At 65.6% G+C, this 14,297-nt stretch carries 13 protein-coding genes; 5 read left to right on the forward strand and 8 right to left on the reverse strand.

From position 1 onward, the window contains the following. Nucleotides 1-12: 12 nt before the first annotated feature. Complete coding sequence (locus ACY8GK_RS04415) at nt 13-1,200, reverse strand: MFS transporter (protein WP_196174901.1); 1,188 nt, start codon at nt 1,198-1,200, stop codon at nt 13-15. A 94-nt stretch (nt 1,201-1,294) separates the two neighbouring features. On the opposite strand from ACY8GK_RS04415, the gene ACY8GK_RS04420 reads away from it, so the two are divergent. Both ACY8GK_RS04420 and ACY8GK_RS04425 read left to right on the forward strand, forming a co-directional pair. Beyond that, nucleotides 1,295-2,206, forward strand: a complete 912-nt coding sequence (locus ACY8GK_RS04420; RefSeq protein WP_462402432.1) for a LysR family transcriptional regulator — start codon at nt 1,295-1,297, stop codon at nt 2,204-2,206. 142 nt (nt 2,207-2,348) lie between these two features. Continuing rightward, the gene (locus tag ACY8GK_RS04425; RefSeq protein WP_196174899.1) at nt 2,349-3,047 is read left to right on the forward strand and encodes a YoaK family protein; all 699 of its coding nucleotides are present in this window, start codon (nt 2,349-2,351) and stop codon (nt 3,045-3,047) included. Between the two features lie 23 nt (nt 3,048-3,070). Here ACY8GK_RS04425 and ACY8GK_RS04430 read toward each other — a convergent pair whose 3' ends face one another. Continuing rightward, entirely contained in the window at nt 3,071-4,978 is a 1,908-nt protein-coding gene (locus ACY8GK_RS04430) for a sigma-54-dependent Fis family transcriptional regulator (protein ID WP_462402433.1), read from the reverse strand. Between the two features lie 244 nt (nt 4,979-5,222). Between ACY8GK_RS04430 and ACY8GK_RS04435 the strand changes: the two genes are divergently transcribed. Further along, complete coding sequence (locus ACY8GK_RS04435; protein WP_462402434.1) at nt 5,223-7,046, forward strand: NAD(P)/FAD-dependent oxidoreductase; 1,824 nt, start codon at nt 5,223-5,225, stop codon at nt 7,044-7,046. 302 nt (nt 7,047-7,348) lie between these two features. Further along, a complete protein-coding gene (locus tag ACY8GK_RS04440; protein ID WP_196174896.1) occupies nt 7,349-7,738 on the forward strand; it encodes a hypothetical protein in 390 nt (129 codons plus the stop codon). Nucleotides 7,739-7,801: 63 nt separating this feature from the next. On the opposite strand, the gene ACY8GK_RS04445 is transcribed toward ACY8GK_RS04440, so the two are convergent. The 5 genes from ACY8GK_RS04445 to ribBA all read right to left on the reverse strand — a co-directional run bounded on the left by ACY8GK_RS04445 (nt 7,802) and on the right by ribBA (nt 13,107). Then, nucleotides 7,802-8,950 (reverse strand): ABC transporter ATP-binding protein, encoded by a 1,149-nt coding sequence (locus ACY8GK_RS04445; RefSeq protein WP_196174895.1) that lies wholly within the window; start codon nt 8,948-8,950, stop codon nt 7,802-7,804. A gap of 19 nt (nt 8,951-8,969) precedes the next feature. Further along, the gene (locus tag ACY8GK_RS04450; protein ID WP_462402435.1) at nt 8,970-9,779 is read right to left on the reverse strand and encodes an ABC transporter permease; all 810 of its coding nucleotides are present in this window, start codon (nt 9,777-9,779) and stop codon (nt 8,970-8,972) included. A gap of 6 nt (nt 9,780-9,785) precedes the next feature. Beyond that, a complete protein-coding gene (locus ACY8GK_RS04455; RefSeq protein ID WP_196174893.1) occupies nt 9,786-10,703 on the reverse strand; it encodes an ABC transporter permease in 918 nt (305 codons plus the stop codon). Then, on the reverse strand, nt 10,700-11,725 hold the full coding sequence (locus ACY8GK_RS04460) for an ABC transporter substrate-binding protein (protein WP_462402436.1): 1,026 nt from the start codon (nt 11,723-11,725) through the stop codon (nt 10,700-10,702). The genes ACY8GK_RS04455 and ACY8GK_RS04460 overlap by 4 nt, the downstream gene beginning before the upstream one ends. Nucleotides 11,726-12,000: 275 nt before the next feature. Then, nucleotides 12,001-13,107 carry a bifunctional 3,4-dihydroxy-2-butanone-4-phosphate synthase/GTP cyclohydrolase II gene (gene ribBA / locus ACY8GK_RS04465; protein WP_196174891.1) on the reverse strand — a complete coding sequence of 369 codons (1,107 nt, stop codon included), beginning with the start codon at nt 13,105-13,107 and terminating at the stop codon, nt 12,001-12,003. A 75-nt stretch (nt 13,108-13,182) separates the two neighbouring features. Between ribBA and ACY8GK_RS04470 the strand changes: the two genes are divergently transcribed. Further along, nucleotides 13,183-13,488 (forward strand): DUF1330 domain-containing protein, encoded by a 306-nt coding sequence (locus ACY8GK_RS04470; RefSeq protein WP_196174890.1) that lies wholly within the window; start codon nt 13,183-13,185, stop codon nt 13,486-13,488. A gap of 245 nt (nt 13,489-13,733) precedes the next feature. On the opposite strand, the gene ACY8GK_RS04475 is transcribed toward ACY8GK_RS04470, so the two are convergent. Beyond that, nucleotides 13,734-14,297 (reverse strand): NUDIX hydrolase, encoded by a 564-nt coding sequence (locus tag ACY8GK_RS04475; RefSeq protein WP_196174889.1) that lies wholly within the window; start codon nt 14,295-14,297, stop codon nt 13,734-13,736.

Below are 14,297 nucleotides of genomic sequence, written 5' to 3' on the forward strand. Positions count from 1 at the left end.
GGTGTGGTCCCGCTAGGCCACTGGGTCCGGCTTGCATTGCTGCTCAGGCACCGCCGAGCGCGAGCGCCAGGCCAGGCACACGACCATCACCAGTCCCAACCCGGCCATCATGGCACCTGCCAGGGGTATCGCGGCATAGCCCAGTCCGGCATCGATCACTGCGCCACCGAGCACGGCGCCGATCGCATTGCCCAGGTTGAAGGCCCCGATGTTGACCGCCGAGGCCAGGTTCGGCGCGGCCTTGGCCGCTTCCATGACGCGCATCTGCAAGGGCGGTACCAGGGCAAAGCTCGCCGCGCCCCAGACCAGGATCGCCAGGGCGGTCGGCAGTGGCCAGCGCATCAGCACCGAGAAAGCCAGCAATACCGCGATCAGCGTCACCAGCGAGACGACCAAGGTGCGATCGACCGAACGATCCGCGGCCTTGCCACCCCACATGTTGCCTAGCGTCAGGCCGACACCGAACAGCACCAGCATGGCGGTGATGAAGGGAGTGGAGGCGTGAGTCTGGCTATGCAGGATGGGTGCGATATAGGTGAAGACGGTGAACATTGCTCCCGAGCCGACGACCGTCAGGGCCAGTGCAGCCAGCACGGGTGCGCGCCCCAGGACACGGATTTCCGCCAGCGCGCCATCGTTGCGAGGCATCGGCAGGTCGGGCAGGGCGTACCAGAGCGAGGCCATGGCCAGGACGCCGAAGCCGGCAATACCGGCAAACGCGGTGCGCCAGCCGAGCCATTCACCGAACCAGGTGGCCAGCGGCACCCCGCCAATGGTCGCCAGCGTCAGCCCCATGAACATCGTGGCCACGGCGCCAGCCTGCCGCTCGGGGGGCACGACGTTGGCGGCAACGATGGCCCCTACGCCGAAGAACGCGCCATGGTTGAGGGAGGTGATCACGCGGGCGATGAGCAGACTCTGGTAGTCGGTGGCCAAGGCCGACATCAGGTTGCCCAGGGTGAAGATGGCCATCAGGCCGATCAGCAGGTAGCGCCGCGCTACCTTGACCGTGGCCAGGGTCATCAGCGGGGCACCGATCAGCACGCCCACGGCGTAGGCGCTGACCAGCAGTCCCGCTGCCGGAATGGATACGCCAAGATCCTCGGCAATGCCCGGTAGCATGCCCATGGGGGCGAATTCGGTGACGCCAATGCCAAAGGCACCGATGGCGAGTGCTGCAAGGGGTGGATTGATACGCATGGAAAACTCCTGATCTGTGCCGCAGATGCTACGATGCGCCTGGCATGTGCGGTAGCCGTTCTTTACGACATACACTTTTGCGTTGGAGGCACGAATGGAGTTACGGGGGCGCGTCGGTGAAATGGAGGTGTTCGCCAAGGTGATGCAACAGGGCAGCCTCTCCGCCGCGGCCAGGGCCTTGGGCCTGACCCCCTCGGCGGTCAGCCGCATCGTCGCCCGGCTCGAGCAGCGGCTGGGCGCGCGCCTGTTGCTGCGTACCACGCGGGCACTGACGCTGACCGCCGAGGGCGAGGCCTACCTGCGCGGTGCGCGGCGCATCCTCGCCGACATGGCCGAAGTCGAGCAGGGCATTGCCGACCAGGGCGTGCCCAGGGGCCGCCTGCGAGTCAGCGCCGCGCTCGGCCACGGGCGCTTGACGGTAGTGCCCCTGGTGGCGGCCTTCACCGCTCGCTATCCGCAGGTGCTCGTGGACCTTGCGTTGGGAGACGAGATCGTCGATGTCCTCGCCGGCCAGGCAGATGTCGCGCTGCGCTTCGGCCACCTGCCGGACAGTCCGCTGACTGCCCGGCGCCTGGGCGATACCGCGCAGGTGATCGTCGCGGCGCCAGACTACCTGGAACGTCACGGCACGCCTCGTGTGCCCGAGGATCTGGCTCGGCACAACTGCCTGCGCTTCAACTTCCGCCGGGCCGTATCCGACTGGCCGTTTCGCCGCGAAGGGCAGGCATTCTCGGTGAAAGTCACCGGCTCGATCGAATGCAGCAGCGGCGAGGCGCTCGCCCAGCTGGCCCGACTCGGTGCCGGCATCGCGCGCATCGGCACCTTCACGGTGGCTGACGACATTCGCCGCGGCCGGCTGGTGCCGCTGCTCGAGGACTTTAACCCTGGCGATCACGAGCCGATCCATGCGGTGTTCGTGGGCGGCCCGGCCATGCCGGCGCGGGTGCGGGTGTTCGTCGACTTTCTGCTCGAGCATCATCGGTTGCAAGGCGCGCGGCCGGCCTGAGCGAGGCGCGTGGCGCTAGTCGGGCTTGCGTCATGCCCTGCGCGGCACCAGATGTTCTACCATAGGGGGCCGAGCTTCGTGAAGGCAGGTTGCCAGCAGGGCGACCTGCCCCTTTGGGCCAGAATGCCACGTCAGGACTGCCATGCTGCCATCACCTCCGTCCCCCTACACAGCCAAGCGGGTCAGGCTGCATGCCCTGCGCGGGCGCATCGGTCTGGGCGTGGTCGCCGGTTTGTCCGTGCTGGCTGGAATGACCGACGCCATCGGTTTCCTAGCGGCCGGCGACTTCGTGTCGTTCATGAGCGGCAACACTACCCGGCTCGCCGTGGCGATCGGGCAAGGCGACCTGACCACCTTGTTGCGCCTGTCGCTGCTCATCGCAAGCTTCGTCCTGGGCAATGCGCTTGGCGTGGTGGTGGCCCGGCGCTTCAGGCGCAAGGCGGCGGTGCTGCTGGTCCTGGTAGCGCTCCTGCTCGCCATGGCGGCGCTGCCCGTGCCGTGGATCACGCCAGCGCTGGTGAGCGCCGTGCTGGCCATGGGCATGCTCAATGCAGTCGTCGAGCAGGTCAACGGCTTGCCCATCGGGCTGACCTACGTGACCGGAGCCTTGTCTCGATTTGGCCGGGGGCTAGGCCGCTGGCTGCTAGGTGACCGTCGGGCCGGCTGGAGAGTCCAGCTGATTCCCTGGACAGGCATGCTGGCCGGTGCCAGCGCCGGCGTCCTCCTGCAACTGCACCTGGGCCTCGCCGCCCTGGCAGTGTGCGCGGCCCTCAGCCTGCTGCTGGCCAGCGCCACCGCGTTCATCCCGCGCGCCTGGCAACTGGGCTACACGCTGCGCTGACAGGTTGGCGCACAAGGCTCGTCTCAGCCTTCGGCCAGCCCATGGCGTGCGATGCCATGCTGGCGCAGCTTGCGATACAAGGTATTGCGACTGACACCCAGCCGAGCAGCGACGCGGCCGATATGCCAGCGCTCCTGTTCGATCAACTCAAGCAGGGTCTGCCGTTCGGAGCGGCCCAGAGGATCCTCTTCCGAGCTGGTCATGGGGTCCTGCCCGGGTAGCACTTGCGCCACGTCCTCCAGGCTGACACGTCCTTCCCAGGCAAGCGCTGTCAGGGTGCGCAGGCAGGTACGCAACTGACGAACATTGCCTGGCCAGGCGTAGGCAAGCAGCCGCTCCTTCACGCCTGGCTCCAGGACGATGTCCAACCCGGCTGCCTCTTCGCATAACAGCCGATCGAACAGGCTGCCTTTGTCCGAGCGTGCGCGCAGCGGCGGAAGCTGTACGGTGAACCCGCACAGCCGATAATACAGGTCGTCGCGAAAACGCCCTTCAGCGACCCGTTCGCGCAGGTCCTGGTGGCTGGCGCTGATGATCCGCACATCCAGCGCACGCGCCGCCGCGCCGCCCAGGGGCACGACCTGACGCTCTTCGAGCACGCGCAGCAGGCGCGTCTGCAAGGCCAGCGGCATATCGCCGATTTCGTCCAGCAACAGCGTGCCGCGATGGGCCTGCTCGAGCTTGCCGACCATGCCTTCCTTGCGTGCACCGGTAAAACTGCCACCTCGATAGCCGAACAATTCGCTTTCGATCAGCGTTTCGGGGATGGCCGCGCAGTTGATCGCCACGAACGGCTGGCCGGCGCGCGAACTGGCGCGGTGCAAGGCGGCGGCGAAGACTTCCTTGCCAGTGCCGGTCTCGCCATGCAGGAACACCGGGACATCTCGTTCCAATACCCGTGCTGCCTGGCTGAGGCTGCGCTGCAAGCGCGGATCCTCGAGGCAGGCATGCGGGTCGACGATCGTTGGTTCGGCCATCACCGGACTTGGCGCAGGACGCGCGGGCAGGCGCAGTTGCGCGTAGAACAGGCGCCCATCGACCAATCGCAGCGGCCAGCAGACGCCCGGCTGCGCGCTGGCCTGGCCAAGCACCTGCTCCAACGGGGTTTCCAGCAGCATCGCCAAGCGTTGGCCCAACAGTTGGGCGCGTGTCTGGCCCAGCAGCTCCAGCGCCGCCTGGTTCACCGAACAGATGCGCGCGGCTTCGTCGAAAGCCAGCAGGCCTTCGCCCAGCAGCCCGACGAAGCGCGCCTCGGGGTGCAAGCGCAGCAGGTAACGATGGGTGTCATGCCCGAGAAAGAAGCAGTTCTCGATCAGCTTCGCCGACAGGTTGGTCAGGGCCATGGCCTGGAAGCGTCGGTGCAGGCTGTGGTCTTCGCCGCTGGAAGAGAGGTTGAGCACCGCCAGCAGCTCCCCGTGCGGATCGAAGATCGGGCTGGCCGAACAACTCAGGCCGGCGTGCCGGCCACGGAAGTGCTCCTCCCGGCGAATGGTCACGTGCTGGCGCTCGACCAGGCAGGTACCGACGCCATTGGTGCCCTCGCGCTCCTCGCTCCACATCGCGCCGAGCCAGAGCCCGGCACGCCGGAACGTAGCGCGTTCGGCCTGGTTGTGGACGCTGTCGATCACCACGCCATGGGCGTCGGTCAGCAGCACCACCTGGCCATCGCCACCGAGCTGCTGGTGCAGGCTGCTCATCTGCCAGCGGGCCACCTTGATGATGTGTTCCAGAGGTGCCCGATGGTCCTGCAGGCGTGGATGTTCGAGCACGTCGGGTGCCTGGCGGCTGGCCGGGTCGAGGTGATGCTGGTCGAGGCAACGGCGCCAGGAGCGGGTGATGGCCGGATCGCCGCTCGGGCCGTGCAGCGCATGCGCACCTTGCACGGCTTGCAGCACCTGGCGCGCATGGGTACTGATCGAGGCAGGCGTCATCGTTGTTGTTCTCCACTGCGATCGTGACTCCAGCTAGCCTAGATCAAGACCGGGCCCGTGTGTCTCGTGCTGGGTGACACTTTGTCATCCAAGCGGCCAGCGGCGTGACAGATCGAAGCGCTGACAGCCGCCCGGCAAGCATCCTGTAGAGCAACGCGATGGCTCTGCGACGGGGTTTGGGGAAACCTGGCCCGGCCTTTGCTCAAGGCTCAGGGCCACAACAACAAGAATTGGGAGAAGCCCCATGAACGTCGCGATCGAAACACCCCTGCAGACCCCTACGGCCCAGCTCACGGCCTGGGTCGAGCGCTTGTCCGCGCAGCTTGCCCAAGGCGACCTGGACGCTACGCTCGAACTCTTCGCCCAAGAATGCTACTGGCGTGACCTGCTGCTGTTCAGCTGGAACCTGGTGACCCTCGAAGGCAAGCCGGCCATCCGTGACATGCTCGAAACCCGCCTCGAGCAGACTCGTCCCGAGCAATGGCGAGTGGAAGGTGAGGCGACGCTGGAAGACGGTGTGCTCGAAGGCTGGATCAGCCTGGAAACCGACGTGGCACGTGGCAAAGGCTACGTGCGGCTCAAGGATGGCCTGTGCTGGACGCTGCTCACCGCCATGCGCGAGCTCAAAGGTTTCGAGGAACCCAGCGGCCGCCGCCGTCCGTTGGGCGCCAACCACGGCCATGGCCATGCCGACAAGCGCAACTGGCTGGAACGCCGGCGTGACGAAGAAGCCTCGCTGGGTATCACCACCCAGCCTTACTGCCTGATCGTCGGCGGCGGGCAGGGTGGCCTGGGCCTTGCCGCGCGCCTCAAGCGCCTGGGGGTCCCGACCCTGATCATCGACAAGGCCGAGCGTCCCGGCGACCAGTGGCGGGGCCGCTACAAGTCGCTGTGCCTGCACGACCCGGTCTGGTACGACCACATGCCCTACCTGCCATTCCCCGAGCATTGGCCAGTCTTCACGCCCAAGGACCAGATCGGTGACTGGCTGGAGATGTATGCCAAGGTCATGGAGCTCAACTACTGGGCGCGTACCGAATGCATCGGCGCGCGTTTCGACGAGCAGGCCGGCAGCTGGACGGTAGAGGTCGAGCGCAACGGCGAGCGCCTGATGCTGCAACCGACCCAGCTGATCCTGGCCACCGGCATGTCCGGCGTGCCCAACGTACCGCAGTATCCAGGCGCCGAGACCTTCAAGGGTCAGCAGCATCACTCCAGCGGCCATCCTGGCGGTGACGCCTGGCGTGGCAAGCGCGCCGTGGTCATCGGTGCCAACAACTCGGCGCATGACATCTGTGCGGACCTGGTCGAGAACGGCGCCGAGGTGACCATGGTGCAGCGTTCCTCGACCCATATCGTGCGCTCGGACAGCCTGATGGAGCTGGTCTTCGGCGGGCTGTATTCGGAGGAGGCCGTCGAGCGTGGCCTGACCACCGACAAGGCGGACATGCTCTTCGCCTCGATCCCCTACAAAGTCATGCCAAGCTTTCATCGGCCGCTGTTCGACGCCATCAAGGCGCGCGACAAAGCCTTCTACGAGCGCCTGGGGCAGGCCGGTTTCATGCTCGACTTCGGTGACGACGAGTCAGGCCTGTTCATGAAGTACGTGCGCCGGGGCTCAGGCTATTACATCGATGTCGGTGCCTCGGAGCTGATCGCCAACGGCACGATCAGACTCAGGAGCGCGCCGGGGCTCGGCGTCGAGCGCATCGAGGCGGACGCCGTGGTGCTCAACGATGGCAGTCGCCTGCCGGCCGACCTGATCGTCTATGCCACCGGCTACGGCTCGATGAACGGCTGGGCGGCGAAGCTGATTTCCCAGAAGGTCGCCGACAAGGTCGGGCGCTGCTGGGGGCTGGGCTCCGGCACGACCAAGGACCCGGGCCCCTACGAGGGCGAACTGCGCAACATGTGGAAGCCGACCCGGCAGCCGAACCTCTGGTTCCACGGCGGCAACCTGCATCAGTCGCGGCATTACTCGCTGTACCTGGCGCTGCAGCTCAAGGCACGCTTCGAGGGGCTGTCCACGCCCGTCTACCGTCTGGCCGAGACCCATCACAGCGGCTGAACACAGCACCGCCCGGCATCGGCCGGGCGGGGTGCAGGCATTCAGGGACTGGCGACCAGGCGGTGCTGTCGGCAGCGGCAGGCCCGCTTGAACGACGACGCAAAGAGGTCGCCAGGCTCGCCAGCCAGCCCCGGACGGCTGCCCATCGCGCTGCAGCGCGTGCCCATAACGGCTGCGGCTTGGGTCCGGGCAGCCCTGGGACACTCGCCCCACGGCTTTTTCACCTGTGTTTCACGCGGCTTGGATGCCCGCGGTTCCAAGATGCTGGCCTTACGCAAGCACCTGTCCTGGAACTCTGCACCATGAATCAGCCTCGATCCCGTCGGAAGAATGCTTGGGCATTGGCAATCGTCTGTTCGACGCTGGGGCTGCTTGCCGGTTGCCAGACGACTGCCCAGCGCATGCTGGCCGAGGGCTACCCGCCGCTTTATGCCAGAGGCTACCAGGACGGCTGCGGCAGCGGGCGCCAGGCGGCCGGGGCACTGGCAGAGTTTCGCAAGGATGTGACGACCTATCTGGGCGACGTGCGTTATGCCAGCGGTTGGGACGATGGCTTCCGCCAGTGCCAGGCAGGTGCCTACAGCGACCTCCAGCGGCGCCTGAGCATTGACAGCCCGGCCGATCGAGACTGGAAGCACAGCAAGAACCAGGCATGGGCCAGGAAGCCGGGCCACTTGCCGAAGGCACCGTGAGCGGCGAGGGCCGGACTGGCCGCCAGGGGCGTCACGCCAGTCCCGCGTAGCCAGGCACGCCAGTCAGTGCGCGCCGGCCGCCTTGCTCAGGTCACCCTCGGCCCATTCGGTGTAGACACAGGCATCGGCCACCGCCCAGCGGACCTTGACCGGATCGCCCGGCTGCATCGACATGCCAGCGGCCGAGAGGGCCTTGACCGTCAGCGGCGTACCGTTGGCGGTGAGCACATGGCAGGTCTGGCTTTCTCCGAGGAACAGCACTTCGCTGACCTTGGCGCCGACCTCGTTCCAGCCGGCCGGCAACGGCTCGCGGGCAGCCTGCTCGAGGGGCAGGGCCAGGGCTTTTTCCGGACGGACCATGATCAGCGCATCCTGGCCGGCGGCCAGCCCGGACGTCAGGCGCAGCGCCAGCGGCTGGCCCTCGAAGCTGCCTGAGCCGTTGCCATGGGCGGCGATACGCAGGAAGTTGGAGTTGCCGAGGAACGAGGCGACGAAGGCGTTCGGCGGATTCTGGTAGAGGTCGTAGCCACTGCCCAGGCCGACGATCCTGCCATGACTGAAGATGGCGATGCGCTGGGACAGGCGCATGGCTTCTTCCTGGTCATGGGTGACGTAGACGATGGTGATGCCCAGGCGCCGGTGCAGGTGGCGCAGTTCGTCCTGCAGGTCTTCGCGCAATTTCTTGTCCAAGGCCCCGAGCGGTTCGTCCATCAGCAGGATGCGAGGCTCGTAGACCAGTGCCCGGGCGATCGCCACGCGCTGCTGCTGGCCTCCGGACATCTGCGCAGGCTTGCGATGGGCGAATTGCTCCAGCTGCACCAGCTTGAGCATGGCGTCGACCCGCTTGGTCGTCTCAGCCGCACTGAGCTTGCGGATGGCCAGTGGGAAGGCGATGTTGTCGCGCACGTTCAGGTGCGGGAATAGCGAATAGCGCTGGAAAACCATGCCGATGTCGCGCTTGTGGGGTGGCACGTTCACCAGCGACTGGCCGTCCACCAGGATCTGGCCACTGCTTGGCGTCTCGAAACCGGCCAGCATCGACAAGGTGGTGGACTTGCCCGAACCGCTGGAGCCGAGGAAGGTCAGGAATTCGCCGTCGCGTACCTCGAGATCGAGGTTGTCCACGGCGGTGAAGTCGCCGTAGTGCTTGTTCAGGCCGCGCAGGCTGACCAGAGTCTTGCCGTGCGCGTTGTCTTTGAGGACTGCACTCATCGTTGTTGTCTCCGCGCGCTCAGGCGTTGGCTTCGGTGCGCCGACGCAAGGCGGCGGCAATGAACATCACAAGCAAGGAAAGGCCGATCAGCAGCGTCGAGGCCACGGCGATCACCGGGCTGAGGTCCTGGCGCAAGGTCGTCCACATTTTCACCGGCAGGGTCTGCAGGTCTGGACTGGCCATCATCACGCTCAGCACCACCTCGTCCCACGAGACCAGGAAAGCGAACAGGCCACCGGCGATCATGCCCGGGCGAATCGCCGGGAAGGTGACCTTGAAGATCGCTTGCAGGCGCGAGGCGCCGCAGATCACCGCGGCATCCTCGATCGACTGGTCGAACAGCTTCAGCGAGTTGATGATCGAGATGATGGTGAAGGGCAGTGCGACGATCACGTGGCTGACCACGAAGGCGAACAGCGTGCCGGTATGGCCGAGCTTGAGGAACAGCGCATAGACCGCCACCGCGATGATCACCAACGGCACGATCATCGGCATGGTGAACAGCCCGTAGAGTATCTCGCGGCCGGGAAAGCGCCCACGCACCAGGGCGAACGCCGTGGGCAGCCCCAGCAGCACGGCGGCGATGGTGGTGAGCACGGCGACCTTGAGGCTGGCCAGCGCGGCGTCCATCCATTCAGGGTTGGAGAAGAACTGGCCATACCACTTGAAGGTCCAGCCTGGCGGCGGGAACACCAGCCACTGGGACGAGCCGAACGACAACAGGACGATGAACACCACCGGAAGCAGCAGGAAAGCCGCGATGACGCCAGTGGTCAGGTACAGGCCGGTGCGCAGTGGGCGCCCCATGGCATTGGGGGACAGAAGCATGGCGGATTACCTCGCATTGCCGACCGGGGATTCCGGCTGCAGCTTCAGGTACAGGTAGAACAGCACCAGGGTGATCACCACCAGCAGCGCGGCGGCGGCGCTGGCCAGGCCCCAGTTGAGGAACGACTGCACCTGCTGGATGATGAATTCGGGCAACATCATGTTCTGCGCGCCGCCGAGCAGCGCCGGAGTGACGTAGTAGCCGAGCGACATCACGAACACCATCAGCGCGCCGGAGAACAACCCTGAGCGGCACAGTGGCAGGAACACCTTCCAGAAGTTGCTCCAGGGGCTCGCCCCGCAGATCGAACCGGCCTGCAGCACCATCGGGTCGATGGCATGCATGGTCGCCTGCAACGGCAGCACGATGAACGGGATCATGATGTAGCTCATGCCGATCACCACCCCAGTGAGGTTGTGCACCATTTCTAGCGGGGCATCGATGATGCCAAGGGCCATCAGGGCCTTGTTGATCACCCCCGAACCCTGCAGCAGCACCAGCCACGAGTAGGTGCGCGCCAGCAGGCTGGTCCACATCGAAAGCAGCACGATGTTCAGCAGCCAGCGACCCCAGCCGTGCGGCACCAGGGTGATCGCCCAGGCCAATGGAAAGCCCAGCAGCACACTGATCAGGGTGACCACGCCGGCTACCGAGAAGGTGTTGAACAGCACCCGTGCATAGGCCGAGTTGGCGAACAGCTGCTCATAGTTGCCAAGGCCCGGCACTGGCTCCAGCACGCCACGCAGCAGCAGCCCGATCAGCGGGGCGAAGAAGAACAGTCCGAGGAACAACAGGGCCGGCAGCAGGTTGCGGCTGCCGCGCCAGCGCTGGCCAAGGGACGGGCGGCGCGCGGCCGCCTCCGGTGCGCCGGTGCCGGGGCCGGCACCTTGCGCGTTGTGCAGGGCGTTGATGGCGACTTTCATTTGACCAGCCACTCGTTCCAGCGTGCCGCGATGGCCTGGCCGTTCTTCGCCCAGTAGGCAAAGTCCAGGGTGACCTGGTCAGCGGCGTAGGCCGTCGGCAGGTTCGGCGCCAGGTCGGAGTCGAGCTTGTCGACGCTGTCCAGGTTGACCGGCGCGTAGGCCGTGAGGTTGGCGAACTCGGCCTGGCCCTCGGCGCCGCTGGCGTTGGCCAGGAACTTCATGGCCGCCTCCTTGTTCTTGGCGCCCTTGGGCACGACCAGGAAGTCGGCCATGACCAGGTTCTGCTTCCAGCTTACCCCGACCGGCGCGCCATCCTGTTGCAAGGCGTAGACCCGACCGTTCCAGAACTGCCCCAGCGAAGCTTCGCCCGAGGCCAGCAACTGCTGTGACTGAGCGCCCCCGCCCCACCAGACGATATCTTTCTTGATGGTGTCGAGTTTCTTGAAGGCGCGGTCCAGGTCCAGCGGATAGAGCTTGTCGGCCGGCACGCCATCAGCCAGCAGGGCCAGTTCGAGCACGCCGGGGCTTGGCCACTTGTACAGGGCGCGCTTGCCTGGATAGGTCCTGGTGTCGAACAGCGCCGACCAGTCCACCGGCTTGCTGGCGCCGAGCTTGCCCTGGTTGTAGCCGAGCACGAAGGAGAAGAAGAACGAACCGACCCCGTGGTCGGAAACGAAGCGCGGATCGATGCGATCGCGCTTGACGGTATTGAAGTCCAGCGGCTCGAGCAGGCCTTCGCTGGCAGCCCGCAAGGCGAAGTCGGCTTCCACGTCGACCACGTCCCACAGGACGTTGCCGCTTTCGACCATGGCCTTGAGCTTGCCATAGTCGGTTGGCCCGTCCTGCACGACCTTGATCCCGGTGCTCTTGGAGAAGGGTGCGGCCCATGCCTGTTTCTGGGCGTCCTGGGTGGTGCCACCCCAGCTGACGAAATTGAGACTGTCAGCGGCCAGCGTGGCCTGACAGCACAAGGTGAGCAGGCTGACGGACAGCACTGCGCTTACACGTTTGCTCAACAGCATGGTTACACCCTCGTTGCTTTTGTTATTCGAGGCGGATGTTCTGTCACCCGCCATGTGTTCGGGGAGCAGCTTGCGACGTGTTGCATGGCCGTTCTCGCAGAGCGCTGGAACGACTGAGAAAGTCAAGGTCTACGGAATATCATATTATGGTATTCCAAGTTTTTGGCAAGTGGTATGGGGCTACCGGCCATCACTCTTTTCGGAACTGCAAGCGGCAAGCCTCGAGCGCCGAACGCGACGTTTGCACCAACAGCCTGCCGCTTGTGGCTTGCCGTTCAGGCGAACGGGATGCTCTGGACAACTTCCAGCTCATAGCCAGCCAAGCCTGCATACTTGAGCGGCGGGCCAAGGTGGCGCAGCTTGCCGACGCCCAGGTCCTGGAGAATCTGCGCGCCGGTGCCGACCTCCGAGTAGATGCGGGTCTGGCCACGCTGGTAGGGGCGTGGCGGTCGAGTCAATTGCGGTACGCGCTCGAGCAGCGCCTGGGAGGATTCGTGGTTGGCCAGTATCACCACCACGCCCGCGCCTTCGGCGGCGACGCGTTCGAGCGCGGCCCACAAGGTCCAGTTGGGCGGGCCGGCGTATTCGGCGCCGACCAGGTCGCGCAGCGGATCGATGGCATGCACGCGCACCAGGGTGGGCTGTTCGCGGCGGATATCGCCCATGACCATCGCCATGTGCACGCCGCCTTCGATCCGGTCCTCGTAGGTGACCAGGCGGAAAGTGCCATGCACGGTGGGCAGTTCACGCTCGCCGATGCGTTTGATGGTGTGCTCGGTGCTCAGGCGGTAGTGGATCAGGTCGGCGATGGTGCCGATCTTGATGCCATGGCGCGAAGCGAAGACTTCCAGATCCGGCCGTCGCGCCATGCTGCCGTCATCGTTGAGCACCTCGACGATGACCGAGGCAGGCGTGAAGCCGGCCAGACGGGCCAGGTCGCAACCTGCTTCGGTATGTCCGGCACGGGTCAGTACACCGCCTTCACGGGCACGCAAGGGGAAGATGTGGCCGGGTTGGACCAGGTCTTGCGGCCCGGCGTTCGTGGCCATGGCCGCCGCGACGGTACGCGCCCGGTCGGCGGCGGAGATGCCCGTGGTCACGCCATGGGCGGCTTCGATCGAGACGGTGAAGGCCGTGCTGAACGCACTGCCGTTGCTCGGCACCATCTGTTCCAGGCCGAGCCGCTGGCAATGCTCGTCGGTCAAGGTCAGGCAGATCAGGCCGCGCGCTTGGCGAGCCATGAAGTTGATGACACTGGCATCGCAGCATTCGGCGGCGATCAGCAGATCGCCCTCGTTTTCCCGATCTTCGTCATCCACCAGCAGGACCATCTTGCCTTGGCGATAGTCTTCGAGAATTTCTTCGATGCTGTGGAAAGCCATGCTACATACTCTCTAGGGTAATGATATTTTTGTGGTATACCATAATACACAATAAACCGAGCAGGAGAGCAGTATATGAAGGGCTATTGGATTGCCACCATCGACATCACCGATGCCGAGCAGTACCAGGAATATACCCAGCGCGCACCCGAGGTGTTTGCGGCCTTCGGCGGGAAGTTCCTGGCCCGGGGCGGGCGCAGCGAGGCGATGGAAGGACGCCCGACACCCACGCGTACGGTGATCATCGAATTCGTCAGCTACGAGCAGGCGGTGGCCTGCTATCGGTCCGCGCAGTACCAGGCAGCGTCGGAGCACCGGTTCAACGCGGCCAAGGCCCAGGTGATCATCGTCGAGGGGCTCGAGCCTGGCGGCAAGGGCTGATCGGTCGCAACGCAGGCCGACTCTCTAGACGCGGCCGGCACCGGACTATGGAGCGGCCGCAGTGCCGCGATAGGGCGCGAGGAGGCCGTTGGATCTGGCAGGTTTGCACAGAATCGCTCCTGTGCGAGCCGTGCCAACGAGGCAGAGCGGTGGGCGTCTGGCCGGTTGTGGACCCGCGTTGCAGGCCATCGCGGCCATTAGGCGCCCCGGCGGCCGACCCGACAGCGCTGTCTGGGAGCGGTCGCTCAACGAATGAAATGCACCTTACCTGAATCGTCATTGCCCATGTAGATGCCATAGACCCCCGCCTGTCGCTCGAGGATATAACGCTCGAGGATCTGCCGGATGGCAGGGTAGTAGATCTGCTCCCAGGGGATCTGCTCCGGCTCGAAGAACCGGTATTCCAGCGTTTCCGGCCCGAACGTGCCGGTTTCCTCGATCACCGTGGCGCGAAAGACGATGTATACCTCGCTGATCCTGGGCACGCTGAAGATCGAGTAGGGCGCGAAGATGTCGGCGCGCACGCCGGTTTCTTCCCAGACCTCGCGCAGGGCCGCTTGCTCGGTGGTCTCGCCTGCCTCCATGAAGCCCGCCGGCAGGGTCCAGGTGCCCGGACGTGGCGGGATGGCGCGCTGGCACAGCAGGTACTTGCCGTCGCGCTCGATGATGCACCCGGCGATGATCTTCGGGTTGACGTAATGGATGTAGCCACACCCCGCGCAATGCAGGCGTTCGTGGGTGTCGCCGGCAGGCACGCCCCGGACGAGCGCCGTGGTGCAGTGCGGGCAGTAGCGCGGGGCGGTGGGCAT

Source organism: Pseudomonas sp. Marseille-QA0332 (assembly GCF_054950175.1).

Bases quoted from the DNA above. Each gene is read 5' to 3' on its own strand.
- ACY8GK_RS04415 (WP_196174901.1), bottom strand. From the start codon at position 1,200: ATGCGTATCAATCCACCCCTTGCAGCACTCGCCATCGGTGCCTTTGGC.
- ACY8GK_RS04420 (WP_462402432.1), top strand. From the start codon at position 1,295: ATGGAGTTACGGGGGCGCGTCGGTGAAATGGAGGTGTTCGCCAAGGTG.
- ACY8GK_RS04425 (WP_196174899.1), top strand. From the start codon at position 2,349: ATGCTGCCATCACCTCCGTCCCCCTACACAGCCAAGCGGGTCAGGCTG.
- ACY8GK_RS04430 (WP_462402433.1), bottom strand. From the start codon at position 4,978: ATGACGCCTGCCTCGATCAGTACCCATGCGCGCCAGGTGCTGCAAGCC.
- ACY8GK_RS04435 (WP_462402434.1), top strand. From the start codon at position 5,223: ATGAACGTCGCGATCGAAACACCCCTGCAGACCCCTACGGCCCAGCTC.
- ACY8GK_RS04440 (WP_196174896.1), top strand. From the start codon at position 7,349: ATGAATCAGCCTCGATCCCGTCGGAAGAATGCTTGGGCATTGGCAATC.
- ACY8GK_RS04445 (WP_196174895.1), bottom strand. From the start codon at position 8,950: ATGAGTGCAGTCCTCAAAGACAACGCGCACGGCAAGACTCTGGTCAGC.
- ACY8GK_RS04450 (WP_462402435.1), bottom strand. From the start codon at position 9,779: ATGCTTCTGTCCCCCAATGCCATGGGGCGCCCACTGCGCACCGGCCTG.
- ACY8GK_RS04455 (WP_196174893.1), bottom strand. From the start codon at position 10,703: ATGAAAGTCGCCATCAACGCCCTGCACAACGCGCAAGGTGCCGGCCCC.
- ACY8GK_RS04460 (WP_462402436.1), bottom strand. From the start codon at position 11,725: ATGCTGTTGAGCAAACGTGTAAGCGCAGTGCTGTCCGTCAGCCTGCTC.
- ribBA (WP_196174891.1), bottom strand. From the start codon at position 13,107: ATGGCTTTCCACAGCATCGAAGAAATTCTCGAAGACTATCGCCAAGGC.
- ACY8GK_RS04470 (WP_196174890.1), top strand. From the start codon at position 13,183: ATGAAGGGCTATTGGATTGCCACCATCGACATCACCGATGCCGAGCAG.
- ACY8GK_RS04475 (WP_196174889.1), bottom strand. From the start codon at position 14,297: ATGCCCACCGCCCCGCGCTACTGCCCGCACTGCACCACGGCGCTCGTC.